The sequence below is a fragment of the Paenibacillus puerhi genome, assembly GCF_009846885.1.
In the GTDB taxonomy this organism is placed as follows: Bacteria; Bacillota; Bacilli; order Paenibacillales; family NBRC-103111; genus Paenibacillus_G; species Paenibacillus_G puerhi.
This window is the reverse complement of record NZ_WUWM01000028.1, coordinates 39,698-51,433: the sequence shown is the minus strand read 5'-3', so window position 1 is coordinate 51,433 and position 11,736 is coordinate 39,698. Positions and strand designations below refer to the sequence as shown.

Annotated in this window: 12 protein-coding genes; 9 read left to right on the top strand and 3 right to left on the bottom strand. The window is 52.0% G+C overall.

What is annotated here, in order from left to right:
• The first annotated feature begins 26 nt into the window (after positions 1-26).
• Genes GSF01_RS22245 through GSF01_RS22235 form a run of 3 tightly spaced genes read left to right on the top strand, consistent with a single transcriptional unit; the run spans position 27 to position 3,688 of the window.
• Entirely contained in the window at positions 27-1,316 is a 1,290-nt protein-coding gene (locus tag GSF01_RS22245) for a polysaccharide deacetylase family protein (protein WP_159887499.1), read from the top strand.
• Between the two features lie 16 nt (positions 1,317-1,332).
• Positions 1,333-2,472 (top strand): MGDG synthase family glycosyltransferase, encoded by a 1,140-nt coding sequence (locus GSF01_RS22240; protein ID WP_159887498.1) that lies wholly within the window; start codon positions 1,333-1,335, stop codon positions 2,470-2,472.
• A 22-nt stretch (positions 2,473-2,494) separates the two neighbouring features.
• Positions 2,495-3,688 carry an MFS transporter gene (locus GSF01_RS22235; RefSeq protein ID WP_159887497.1) on the top strand — a complete coding sequence of 398 codons (1,194 nt, stop codon included), beginning with the start codon at positions 2,495-2,497 and terminating at the stop codon, positions 3,686-3,688.
• Between the two features lie 59 nt (positions 3,689-3,747).
• Here GSF01_RS22235 and GSF01_RS22230 read toward each other — a convergent pair whose 3' ends face one another.
• Positions 3,748-4,671 carry an Rpn family recombination-promoting nuclease/putative transposase gene (locus GSF01_RS22230; RefSeq protein WP_159887496.1) on the bottom strand — a complete coding sequence of 308 codons (924 nt, stop codon included), beginning with the start codon at positions 4,669-4,671 and terminating at the stop codon, positions 3,748-3,750.
• A gap of 253 nt (positions 4,672-4,924) precedes the next feature.
• On the opposite strand from GSF01_RS22230, the gene GSF01_RS22225 reads away from it, so the two are divergent.
• Positions 4,925-6,073, top strand: coding sequence for a two-component system sensor histidine kinase NtrB (locus tag GSF01_RS22225; protein WP_159887495.1), 1,149 nt, complete (start codon positions 4,925-4,927; stop codon positions 6,071-6,073).
• 37 nt (positions 6,074-6,110) lie between these two features.
• Here the strand turns inward: GSF01_RS22225 and GSF01_RS22220 are convergent, their stop codons facing one another.
• Complete coding sequence (locus GSF01_RS22220) at positions 6,111-6,317, bottom strand: hypothetical protein (protein ID WP_159887494.1); 207 nt, start codon at positions 6,315-6,317, stop codon at positions 6,111-6,113.
• A 247-nt stretch (positions 6,318-6,564) separates the two neighbouring features.
• Here GSF01_RS22220 and GSF01_RS22215 point away from each other — a divergent pair, with 247 nt between their 5' ends.
• From GSF01_RS22215 to GSF01_RS22205, 3 genes are all read left to right on the top strand, one after another.
• Positions 6,565-6,864, top strand: coding sequence for a hypothetical protein (locus tag GSF01_RS22215; RefSeq protein ID WP_159887493.1), 300 nt, complete (start codon positions 6,565-6,567; stop codon positions 6,862-6,864).
• A 148-nt stretch (positions 6,865-7,012) separates the two neighbouring features.
• The gene (locus GSF01_RS22210; protein ID WP_159887492.1) at positions 7,013-7,381 is read left to right on the top strand and encodes a DUF423 domain-containing protein; all 369 of its coding nucleotides are present in this window, start codon (positions 7,013-7,015) and stop codon (positions 7,379-7,381) included.
• Positions 7,382-7,579: 198 nt separating this feature from the next.
• On the top strand, positions 7,580-9,505 hold the full coding sequence (locus tag GSF01_RS22205) for a putative bifunctional diguanylate cyclase/phosphodiesterase (RefSeq protein WP_159887491.1): 1,926 nt from the start codon (positions 7,580-7,582) through the stop codon (positions 9,503-9,505).
• 62 nt (positions 9,506-9,567) lie between these two features.
• Here GSF01_RS22205 and GSF01_RS22200 read toward each other — a convergent pair whose 3' ends face one another.
• The gene (locus GSF01_RS22200; RefSeq protein ID WP_159887490.1) at positions 9,568-10,089 is read right to left on the bottom strand and encodes a hypothetical protein; all 522 of its coding nucleotides are present in this window, start codon (positions 10,087-10,089) and stop codon (positions 9,568-9,570) included.
• Between the two features lie 195 nt (positions 10,090-10,284).
• On the opposite strand from GSF01_RS22200, the gene GSF01_RS22195 reads away from it, so the two are divergent.
• Together GSF01_RS22195 and GSF01_RS22190 are read left to right on the top strand one after the other, a co-directional pair.
• Complete coding sequence (locus GSF01_RS22195) at positions 10,285-10,587, top strand: YunC family protein (RefSeq protein ID WP_159887489.1); 303 nt, start codon at positions 10,285-10,287, stop codon at positions 10,585-10,587.
• 176 nt (positions 10,588-10,763) lie between these two features.
• Positions 10,764-11,723 (top strand): alpha/beta hydrolase, encoded by a 960-nt coding sequence (locus GSF01_RS22190; RefSeq protein WP_159887488.1) that lies wholly within the window; start codon positions 10,764-10,766, stop codon positions 11,721-11,723.
• Positions 11,724-11,736 lie beyond the last annotated feature (13 nt).

Sequence of the window (11,736 nt, the reverse complement as noted above, 5' to 3'; positions counted from 1 at the left end):
GGGGAAGGCTGTTCTCAGGAGGTAGCATGATGGAGATGAATCTTGCGGTTGTATTCATGTTCGTGTTAGCTTTGTATACGGTGCTGCCGTGGATAATGACACGTGTGTTTGGCATCGGGGTGATGCGTGAAGGGAAAGGGAGCAAGGAAGTAGCGTTTACGTTCGATGACGGTCCCGATCCCGTATACACCCCATTGCTTTTGGATTTGCTGCGCAAGCGGGGGATTAAGGGGACCTTTTTCATCCTTGGCGCCAAGGCTCAGGAGTACCCTGAGCTTATCCTGCGCATGCATCGGGAAGGGCATCTGATTGGGATTCATAATTACAATCATATGTCCAATTGGCTGATGCTTCCTTGGACCGTGCAGCGGCGTCAGGTCGAACGTTCGGCCGATATTGTGGAGTCCATTACAGGGGTACGGCCCGTCTATTACCGCCCCCCTTGGGGGATTATCAACCTCTTCGATTATTTTCTCCGCAAGCGGTATACGATCGTGCTCTGGTCGGTCATGGTTCAGGACTGGCGCAGCCGGATTGGGACGGACCGGATGAAGACGGTTCTACTCGACCGGATCAGAGACGGCTCGATTGTCCTGCTGCATGACAGCGGGGATACGTTCGGTGCGGACCGGGATGCGCCGGGGTACATGCTGCGCGCGCTCGAAGAGGTAATCGACGAGCTGGAGGAGCGGGGATACCGCTACCTGCGGGTGGATGAGCTGACAGGGGGCGCTACGGTTGTCGGTTTCGCCAAGCGTTTGCTTGTCTGGATATGGATGTGCTGGGAGCGCAGCTTCGTGAAGCTTATGCAGGTTAAGCCGGTGGATACAGGCAACACCCTTCTTCAGCTGCGTATCACGGAATACCGCGGCAAGCAAACCCTTGTGCTGGCGGACGGCGAGCAAATTCAGCACGGGGATCGAATTGCCGAGCTTCACCTGGATAATCATCTGCTTTATCAGCTGGGCACAAGCTCTAGCAGTTCCTTGCATTTGGCTATTCAACTTGTGCGTCGTACCGAGCTGCTGATGCCGCAGATTATGTCCCTGCTTCAGACTGATCCCGCTTATCGAGATGTCAAGGGACTTTATGGCATCAGTATTATTCATCGGGGGACGAAGAAGCTAGGCTTTACCGTCCTGGATTTGCCGCAAGGCGTGTACTCTTATGCGACCCGGCTTTATTTGCGCTTTCTGCTTTACGTGATTCATCCCCAAGGGAAAGAAAGAATGAAAATCAACTCGGAGCTCCTGGTGCCGAAGATCATTGCCATTTCGAGAAAAGAGCTTATGAACCGGTACATCCCTCAATCATAGAAAGGTGTGTCAGGCTATGCAGAAGTCCCGAAACCTCTTGATCCTTACGGCGAGCTACGGTGACGGGCACCTGCAGGTGTCCCGGGTGCTCAAGCATAAATTTGAGCAGTACGGCTTCCAAAGCGTACGCGTGGTCGATTTATTTCAAGAAGCGCATCCCTTGATGAACAGAGTGACCCGATTTTTGTATATGAACAGCGGAGCCTTATCCTCTTACGGCTTGGATTATTATGGATGGAGCTACTATTTGACGAGGGATCTGAGGCCGGATAGCCTGCTGGCCAAATGTCTGAACATACTGGGAATCCGGAAGCTGATGAACGTCATTTTGAAGGAGAGGCCGGATATCATCATCAGCACTTTCCCGTTCGGGGGCATCTCGGAGCAATTGAAGCGCCGCGGCATCACGATTCCGACGTTTACGATTGTGACGGATTTCGTCCTTCATAATCGTTGGATTTATTCGATTCCGGACCAATTTTTTGTGGCAACCGAGCATTTGCGGCAAACCATGATCGAACGAGGGATACCGGAGCATATCATCACCGTGAGCGGAATTCCGATCCGCGATACGTTCTATATGGCTATGGCCGAGAAGCCTCTTGTGCCGGAGCGTTCGCTGCTCATAATGGCCGGGGCTTACGGCGTGCTCCGGGATTCGAAGAAAATGATCGAGCAGCTCCTGGGGATCTCGGATGTGCACATTAATGTGGTGTGCGGGAAAAATCAAAAGCTGAAGGATGAATTGGAGGAAGCCTTTGCCGGAGAGTCCCGCGTCCGTCTGTACGGCTTTATCGATCATATTCACGAGCTGATGAACGCCTCTTCCTGCGTCATCACGAAGGCAGGAGGGATTACGCTTTCCGAGGCTATTCATGTCAGTGTGCCTGTCGTCGTATTCAAGCCGTTTCCCGGACAGGAAAAAGAGAATGCAGGCTTTTTGTCGGAGCAGGGTATCGTCTTTATTGCTAATGATATGACGGAGCTGCTTCATCATGCTGAAGCACTGTTAAGCGATGAGGCGCTTAACCGGACGGTTAGAGAGCGTGCAGGCACTTTGCAGGCCGGCTATGCCGCCGAGCGCATTGTTGCCGATGTGCTCCGCATGCTTGCCGGTCGTGCCAAGACGCCCAAGTGGAAAGGATCGAGCGCTTGAGATTCGAATGATGGGGGTAAGCATGAAAGGTAACCGCAGTAAAGCATCCTTATATACTTCTTCTTTTATCCGCTTGGCCATGATCTTGTTCTTCACGGAGATGGTTCGGAGCGCCTTTGTTATTTCATTTTTACCCGCCTATGCGGCGGATTACCTCGGCATTTCCGTAGCAGCCGTCGGTCTGGCGATATCCGTTCACTACGTGGCGGATACGGCCGTTAAGGCGATAGCCGGCTATTTGCTGGACCGCTTCCCTCCTAAAGCCATCTTGCATGTTTCGCTCGCCATTGGATTTGTGGGCCTATGGCTGGCTTTCTTCAGCGAGCAGCCCTGGATGCTGATCATGGGGGCCGCTCTGATGGGATTAGGGGTATCTCCGATCTGGCTCATCTGTCTGAGCTCGATCCATGAAGATCAGCGAGGCTCCCAGATGGGGACGATCTATACGGTGTGGCTTGCCAGTCTGGGGCTTGGCCCCGTGGCCGTTAATTTTGTGATCGACTACGGGTATCGGCTCACCTTCTGGCTGCTTGCGGCGATCTATGCTATAGGTTGGTTGATTGCACTGAGCTGGAACGAAAAGCTAAAGCCTATCCCAACCTTGACGCTCGGGGAACAGATGGCTCAGCTTCGCTTGAAGCTGTTCGCGATGAAGCCGCTGGTGCCGGGGATGATCCTGCAAACGGCAGCAGCAGGGCTGCTCGTTCCCATTCTGCCGACCCTAGCGAGGCAGCATCTGGGGCTAAGCTATTCTCAATATTCGCTGGTTCTTATTGCGGGCGGTGCGGTAACGACGCTTTGTCTGATTCCTTTGGGACGCTTGTCCGACAAGTGGGGGCATAAGTGGTTTCTGGTCTTCGGATTCGGGGCGCTTGCGCTAGGATTACTCGGATTGCTATTCTCGGCTAATCATCTCTATGCGACCATGCTTATGGCTGCTCTGCTAGGCGGGTCTTATGCGGCTGTGCTGCCGGCCTGGAATGCTTTGATGTCCTACTTTGTACCTCCGGATCAGAAGGGGACAGGATGGGGCGTGTTGTCCAGCATCGAGGGCCTAGGCGTGATGATCGGACCGCTTATCGGAGGATGGATAGCGAGTCGTTACGATGCGTCGGTTACGGTCTGGATCAGCTCCGCGATGCTGGCGTCTATAGCGTTGTATTATTGGAGGACTTCGCTCTCCAGACCGGTCGCATGGAGCGGCTTGGACGGTTAGGCGGGAAGGCAAAAGGCTGCCGTAGGCAGCCTTTTGGGAGTCAAGCTAGAGCAGGACGTTTAATTTTTGGAGAGCTTCCGAATCGTTTCAACCGGCAGGTCGATCGTCTTCGCCAGTTCCTCAGGTGAAAAGCCCTTGAGCAGAAGTTTTCTAATAATTTCTTCTCTGCCCTCTTCTTTACCTTCCTCCCTACCTTCTTCCTTGCCTTCCTCGTACCCCCATTTTTTCCAAGCAGGCATAAGCTCCATGATGGATTCACCTTCCTCGGGATAATGTTCATGAAGTTCTCTAAGCAAAGCTTCTTCTTCCTCTTTTTCAGGCTTATAGTATAAGTCAGCTACAGACATGATGAGTGCTAGCCGCGCATGATCCAGCTTTTTTTGGAGTCTTAATAGCATACGTAAGTAGGCAAAGCGTAACTCACGCTTTTCTTGCTTATTATAACCCATTTTGGCCAGTAGCGCAGCAGCAACAGGATTGTCGGAGTCGATAAATGCCCGCCAGTGAATATTTCGCAGCTCCACCTTAAGGAATTGAAATTGTAAAATCTCATGCCCGGGAATACACATCGAAAATGAATTCTTTTCCGATCTCGTCTCCTCGGATGTAAACACGGCAATAGGAATAATCAGCTTATGCTCCTTGCGATGCCGCTCAAATAATCGGCTGAAATAAATAAACATTCTTTCATGAAATTCCGTGTCCTTATACGATTGCGGTTCGAAGTGAATGAGGATTTGTGCGTCCAATGCCCTGTAGCGGGTTTCCAATAGCAAGTCTAGATTGCGCGACTCTTCGCCAACAATGTCTACGAGCAGCTCCTGCATAAGAAAACGGGTCTTGCTATGATCCAACAATAGATCCAATTCAGGAAAAAACAATTCAATAAATTCCTTGAAAAAAGTTTGCAGAAGTTTCTTAAAAGCTTCATCATGCGGTGTAATACTAGGTATACTTCTGGATATACGTTTATCTGCATCCATCTCACACATGCCCTCTCGATAAAAATAGGAATGGGACTGAGCTAGTCGGTTTTCCTAAGTATAGGCATTTTTGAAGGATATGTAAAGAACAAATGTTCGTATATGTGGCCATGTGGTTTGGCGAAAAAACGCCGGTTGATAAACCGCGCAAGCCCTCGTGTATTCACCTTAGGTCTTTAGTCTCGAAGGAATCCGTGCCGCAGATGTCGAACTTGTAAGCCATCACTTTATTCCAATCAAGGTGGAACATGGCATGAATGACGACGAGTTGGGGCTCAATTTTCTGAAGAGGTGCCGGAGCGAGATTATCGGCGAATGGACCAAGATGATGACGGATGAATTTCCATCTTTCTATCAGAGGGGAGTATTTAACGGCGGTTCAGCCATTTTTTTCGATTATATGTGTGATATACATAGTCCATTAGTTGAGCATCCCATCAGGCACCTGGTCAGCTTCTGGACACAGAAACTGATTGAGAACGGTATTCCGCTTGATCATATTTTCAAGAGCAGTATGTTCTGGCGCATTTCGCTGCTTCGTGCATTTGAAAACCAGCGGGAAACAGGTAACGGCTGGAGCTTGCCGTTGCTATCGGCTCTGCTTGACAGGCTTGACGGATTCACGTTGATGATAGCTCAAGAATATGTAGCTTGTACAACGGGCCAATTGGAGAATCACAAGGAAGTGATCACGCAGCTCCGTGACGAAAGGCTGGACCTGATCAGCAAAATGGCTGCCAGCATGGCCCATGAAATACGTAACCCGCTGACCTCGATCCTCGGTTTTCTGAAGCTGATCCGAAAGCAGCTGCCTGAGGACAAGCGGGATAAAACTCTTCAGTACCTCTCTATTGTTGAAAGTGAATTTGAAAATATCAACATGCAGATCACCGGCTTCTTGAGCTTTTCCAAAAATCGGGTAGCGGAGGAAGCCGCGGTGGACATGACGGCCGAGCAGCTGCTGGATTCGGTGATATCGCTGCTGGAGCCACGGTTTGTCAGTGAAAATGTGCATCTGGCCGTTAGTGTGGAGAATTCCGCCAAGCTGAGGATTCAGAAGCTGGCTGTCCAACAGGTGATATCCAATGTCATTAACAATGGACTGGACGCTTTATGCCGAGTCAAGAATCCAAAGCAAATGGTCATCCAAGGCTTCAGCGAGGGGGGAGCCTATATCATTGAGATTTCCAATAACGGGCCGGTTATTCGTCAAGACATGATGGATACCTTGTTCGAGCCCTTTGTTACGGACAAGGTAGAAGGCACCGGGCTGGGACTGGCTATCTGCAGAACGATTATGCGCAAAAACAAGGGGGATATTACGTGCGCCTCTTCCCCGGGGAAAACCTCTTTCAAGCTGACATTCGAGCTGCAGGAAACGGCAGCAAGGACCTCCGATTAACAGAAGAGGCGGCAGCTGAGTCGTTTCCTGCGTATAGTCACACGTATGCTTTACCTCTTGTCAGTATGCAAGGCACGCCTTTGCCGACGGCTCCCGGAACCGCCATCTTCTCCAGATATCGGACACCGCGATCGCATTTGCGGCATCGGGCGCAAACGTCTGAAAGCACGACCTTCATGTTAAACTGATTTTTGTCGATCGAGCTGACCGGGGTGTTTTTTTTGGCTTTCTTGTTTTTGCTCATATGCGCTCATCTCCTGCCAGTGGATGGTTATAGTGTATGTGGCAGACCTTCATATGGTTCAATATATGGAAGAGAAGCGGATTAAGATCCTCCTTGTCAGCTCGTTGTTCGTTCATGCGAACGATTTTCAATAAATCTAGGACGTCAAGCAGGAGTTTTGGAAGAAAATGTCGTACTGTCCTAGATAAGAAAATGAAAAATAGGTCTGGAGCCGTATGGCGAGGCGTTCGACCGGGGAGGAATAGCCATGGACTATAAAATTTGTCAAACGGTAAAAATCGTGGATATGAATGAGGAGATCATCACGGAGGTATTATTCGAACACGGGGAGTTCCAAATTCCTGCGATGGCCATCGGTTCTTCCGTTATTTCCTATCAATTAGGACTCAAGCAATTCGAAGTTGTGTTCGATAAGCGCGAAGGCAAGCACCAGCGGTATAAGGTTGTCGATATTGAGATCGATTTGATTCAAAAGCCGGCTAAGCTGCGGGCATTTCTAGAGCCCGTTACGCTAATCGTCGGACAGCATGACATCGGCTTGACTTAAAGCTTGCTTGCCCGAAGGCAGACAACCGGTCGTTATCCCCAAAGGGAGGACGACCGGTTTTTTAAGGTGATAGCATGCCTTGATTTGGCACAGCCTAGAAGGATGACTTATGATAAGGGAAGAAAAGAAAGATGGAGGTGAATACTAAATGAATCGAACCTTTGTAGTGTGGGGAAGCATACTCGGCTTCTTGTCGGTGGCGCTTGGAGCTTTTGGCGCCCATGCCTTGAAGGACGTTCTTAGCGCGGCTAGGCTGGCTAACTTTCAAACCGGCGTACAGTACCAGATGATGCATGCTCTAGGCCTTATAGGCGTGGGGCTGGCTTCGATCGGTCTGGGGCAACGCCGGGCACTAGCCTGGGCTGGGTGGTCCATGGTTATTGGGATCATCGTATTTTCAGGCAGCTTGTATGCGCTGAGCATGCTAGATATGACAATGCTGGGGGCCATAACGCCGATCGGAGGCGTTGCTTTTTTGATCGGGTGGCTGAGTTTGGCGATAGCTGCTTGGAAGTAGAGCTCATCCCATATTCCCCCAAGCGACCAACGACAAAATCGGCAATTCTGCCGATTTTTTTTGTGTATTCCGACACACTTTTCCCTTTTTCGTTGGTTTGGCAGGAAATGATGAGCGTGTCGTAGAATTTGTTCTCGTAGCCCCACGGGGTGGCGGTAAGCATGGGTAAAAAGGCGCTTTTTTCAGAGGAGGACATCCATGTTTAGGACAAAGGATTCAGGTCGAGAGGACAGGGGGCAATTAAGTCCGCCATATGGCTGGATAGTGCCCGTATTGACGGGAAGCAGCTTGCTCCTGTCCCTATTCCTGGCACCGTTCGTTGTGTCTGTGCTTTGCGGGGCCGCGTTGCTGACATCCTTGCGGCTAGGAGCCGTATTACGGGTAGCAAGGCAGAGGGCGCCGCACAAGCCTCAAGAAGCGCTGCCTTCCCGCATCGATTCGGCCGTAGAAACCATACATGACCCGCATTCCTTGCTGGGCGCGTTATACCAGCACAACCCGAGCGGCGTTGTCATCCTCGACACGGATAACAACCTTGTAAAGCTGAATGCTGCCGCATCGCAAATGCTGGGCTATTCTGAAGACGAAGTAAGGGGGAGGCCGGTGCGGGACTACCTGGTACCCGACCGTCTGAAGTCGACAACGGCGGTGTTCGCTGAAACACTGAAGGGAATGACCCGCTCGTTCAGATCGGCCATCCTGCATAAAAACGGCTATCGCGTCGATGTGGAAACCACGGCCGTACCGATCAAGCAAGGGACGGCTATCAAAGGCATCGTCGTGATCTGCAATGATATATCCTCAACCAGGCGTTCGGAAGAGCAAATCCGCCATATGGCTTATTATGACGATATGACGGGACTCCCCAACCGCAGAATGTTCCTGCAACAGCTGGAAGCCGTTCTTGCCGCGGGCGGAGCGGGACGCCTCGCCGTATTTTTCCTGGATATCGACCGATTTAAAATGGTGAATGACGGATTCGGACATGATTACGGAGATATGCTGCTTCTGCAAGTGGCGGAGCGATTTACCCGCTGCATGACGGAGAATGACTTCCTCGCAAGGACGGAGGGGGATGAATTCGCTTTGTTCTTCGCCGGATGGCCGGAGAGCGCGGGAGCAGAACATGTCCACGACTTGGCGAATTCGCTCAGCCGGGTGCTGGAGGAGCCCTTTACGCTCGGGCAATATCAGCTCCATGTGACGGCAAGCATCGGCATTGCTCTCATGACGGAAGAGGAGAACAGCGCCGAGGAGCTGATGAAGTGCGCAGACATGGCGCTAACCCGCGCCAAAGAGAAAGGGCGCAATAACTATCAGCTGTTCAACAGCCAGATGAAGTCGGCATCTCTGGAGAAGCTTACGCTTGAACGGGAGCTGCGCCAGGCGCTGCTGAGGGAGGAATTGCTCTTGCATTACCAGCCTCAGATGGACATCGAGTCAGGGCGAATAGTCGGCTTCGAAGCGCTGGTACGCTGGGCTCATCCGGAGCGTGGGCTTGTTTCGCCGGGACATTTCATTCCTTTCGCCGAAGAATCCGGCTTGATTGTCCCGATCGGCGAGTGGGTGCTGAGGGAGGCTTGCCGTCAGAACAAGGAGTGGCAGGATGCGGGCTATGCCCCTCCGCCGGTCTCGGTCAACTTGTCGACGAGGCAATTTCTTCAGCATAATCTGGCAGGGCGCGTGGCTGAGGTGCTCAAGGTGACGGGCCTCGATCCGAATCAATTGGAGCTTGAGATTACGGAGAGCTGCACGATGGATGTGGAATATGCGATCGAGCAGATGCATGAGCTTAAGCGTTTGGGAGTAAAGATCAGCATCGACGACTTCGGTACGGGCTATAGCTCGCTTTCCTATCTGAAAAAATTTCCGATCGACAAGCTGAAGATTGACCAATCCTTCGTCCGGGATATCATGACCGATCCGAACGACGCGGCTATTGTAGCTTCGATTATTGCCATGACTGGCCATCTGAGTCTGAAGGTGATTGCGGAGGGCGTGGAGACTGAGGAGCAGCTGCAATTTTTGCACCGAAACCAATGCGATGAAATCCAAGGGTACTATTTCAGTCCGCCTCTGCCTGTCCAGAAGGTCCAGCAGCTGATGATAAGCCGCATGCCATAGAAAAACGGCAGCCGATCAACGGTTGCCGTGAGTCATCCAGCTATGAGCATATCTTATAGGCGTCACCGGATTTCGTAATCGTCGATTTCATTAATCTTCAGCAGGTAAACTTTCTTTTCATCGACATGATAGACCGACAGATTGCCGCTAGGCGGATCGATGTTAATGATTCTACAGGGCATGCTGAGCTTGACGCCCATGGCCTTGATGACATAAAGACGAATTAACGTATTGTCCGTCTGAAAACGTTTCATTTCCTCCCATATCTGACGATGCTGATCGCTTGCCGGGAGCGAGTTGCCGGCAGATGCGGATTCCTTGGCCGGTTCGACGGCCGGCTTTGCTTCCTTGTTGGCCGTGGCCCGGGAATCCGGAGCTTTCGTCTGCCTTTGCAAGATCGTTTCCTTCAACGATTGCTCGATTTTCCTCCCCAGCTCAATGCCTTCCCTAATCTGGTAGTCCTCAAATTTATTTGAATTGAGCACATGTAGGAGCGATTCTAAGGCACGCCCGTTCGTCTCTTCCTCGATAAGAATGTCGACTTTGAATAAAAATTTCTTAACTTTGTTGTTCTGACTTTCCATAAGGAACCTCCCTAGTTCGGTAGTACTACTATACCATGATTTGGCCGCGACAAGTAGGGGAGAGAGGCATGTAAAATAATGAGAGAAACCGGGAAGGAGGGCAGCTGTGCCGGAATTGGGTGCGGGCAAGTGCACTTCCTGCCGGCCGGTTTCATATAGTGAAAGCATACCGAGTCTTGAGGGGGAAGCTGGATCATGATGCGTATGGAACCGGTCGATGTGGGCGGACGCAAGGCGCTGGCTATTGAGGTGAAGCTGCCCAAAACGACGCTGCTGGCCGTCACGACGGACAAAGGATATATCATGTGCGGCGCGCTGGATGTCGCTCTGCTGAATACGAAGCTGAAGGATCGCGGGATTATCGCTGCGCGGGCAACCGGCGTAAGGACGATCGAGGAGCTGCTGGAAGCGCCTCTGGAATCCGTCACGCACGAGGCGGAGGGACTGGGTATTGTCGTCGGTATGCGGGGCATCGATGCGGTTGGCTTGATGTTCTAAGCCAGGCCCTGAAGGAATGCCGCTGCTGACCACGATCGGAGGGCCGTTCGCGCGGCCCTTGGTTATTTTTTGATAGATGGACAAGGGGAGACGCCGCAGTTCTTCCTTGCACTTGCTACCGCTTGGAGCTTTTCTGATATAATAAGGTCATCGAGATATCCGACGGGAGGACTGCCATGCGCAGCGATTCTTTCACATACGATGATCCGGAAGGCATCCGTATTCATGTATACCGCTGGCTGCCGGAAGACGGTCTGCCGGTTAAGGCCGTCTTGCAGATCTCGCATGGACTCGCCGAAACGGGGGCGCGTTACGCCAGACTGGCTGGCAAGCTGGCGAAAGCCGGCTATGCGGTCTATGCCAATGATCATCGGGGCCATGGGAAAACCGCCAAATTCCCCGAGCGTGTTACCGTTATCGGCAAAAATGGCTTTGACAAGATGACGGAGGCCGTACATATGCTGACGGTCCGAATTCGGTCGGAGTATCCGGATGCCCCTGTCTTTCTGCTGGGTCACAGTCTGGGCTCCTTTATCGCTATGCAGTATATGTATCGCTATCCGGGTCAGGCCGACGGGATCTTGCTATCAGGAACGATGGGACCTCAAAGGGCTTTACATACGGCGGGCTGGCTGCTGGCGGGTTTGCTGCTGCTTGTGGAAGGGGCCGACTTCCGAAGCAAGCTCCTGAACGGCCTGACCACGGGCGCCTACAATAAGGCGTTCCGCCCCAATCGGACGATGGTGGATTGGCTCAGCCGGGACGAGGAGGAGGTTGACCGGTTTCGGGAAGATCCATTTTGCGGCGGGCTGGCGACAAACGGGTTATGGTTTTATACATTAAGAGCGCTGCTCGGCAACTATAAGGCCGCCCACCTGAGGAAAATTCCCAAGGATCAACCCGTATACCTGTTTGCCGGAGACCGGGATCCGCTTGGCTCGAACGGCAAGTCATTTCTGGCCCTGGTACGCTTGTATAGAAAGCTCGGGATGAAGGATGTCACCTACAGGCTGTATGAAGGCGGCAGGCATGAGATGCTGAATGAAGTCAACCGGAATGAAGTCATGCAGGATGTGCAGGACTGGCTTGACGCCCGGGTGGCCGGACTGGAGAGAAAGAAGAACAACGAGGGCTGAACCGCAACAGTCC

Excerpts from the sequence above, each read along its gene's own strand:
- GSF01_RS22245 (WP_159887499.1), top strand. The coding sequence starts at position 27 with ATGATGGAGATGAATCTTGCGGTTGTATTCATGTTCGTGTTAGCTTTG.
- GSF01_RS22240 (WP_159887498.1), top strand. The coding sequence starts at position 1,333 with ATGCAGAAGTCCCGAAACCTCTTGATCCTTACGGCGAGCTACGGTGAC.
- GSF01_RS22235 (WP_159887497.1), top strand. The coding sequence starts at position 2,495 with ATGAAAGGTAACCGCAGTAAAGCATCCTTATATACTTCTTCTTTTATC.
- GSF01_RS22230 (WP_159887496.1), bottom strand. The coding sequence starts at position 4,671 with ATGGATGCAGATAAACGTATATCCAGAAGTATACCTAGTATTACACCG.
- GSF01_RS22225 (WP_159887495.1), top strand. The coding sequence starts at position 4,925 with ATGAATGACGACGAGTTGGGGCTCAATTTTCTGAAGAGGTGCCGGAGC.
- GSF01_RS22220 (WP_159887494.1), bottom strand. The coding sequence starts at position 6,317 with ATGAGCAAAAACAAGAAAGCCAAAAAAAACACCCCGGTCAGCTCGATC.
- GSF01_RS22215 (WP_159887493.1), top strand. The coding sequence starts at position 6,565 with ATGGACTATAAAATTTGTCAAACGGTAAAAATCGTGGATATGAATGAG.
- GSF01_RS22210 (WP_159887492.1), top strand. The coding sequence starts at position 7,013 with ATGAATCGAACCTTTGTAGTGTGGGGAAGCATACTCGGCTTCTTGTCG.
- GSF01_RS22205 (WP_159887491.1), top strand. The coding sequence starts at position 7,580 with ATGTTTAGGACAAAGGATTCAGGTCGAGAGGACAGGGGGCAATTAAGT.
- GSF01_RS22200 (WP_159887490.1), bottom strand. The coding sequence starts at position 10,089 with ATGGAAAGTCAGAACAACAAAGTTAAGAAATTTTTATTCAAAGTCGAC.
- GSF01_RS22195 (WP_159887489.1), top strand. The coding sequence starts at position 10,285 with ATGATGCGTATGGAACCGGTCGATGTGGGCGGACGCAAGGCGCTGGCT.
- GSF01_RS22190 (WP_159887488.1), top strand. The coding sequence starts at position 10,764 with ATGCGCAGCGATTCTTTCACATACGATGATCCGGAAGGCATCCGTATT.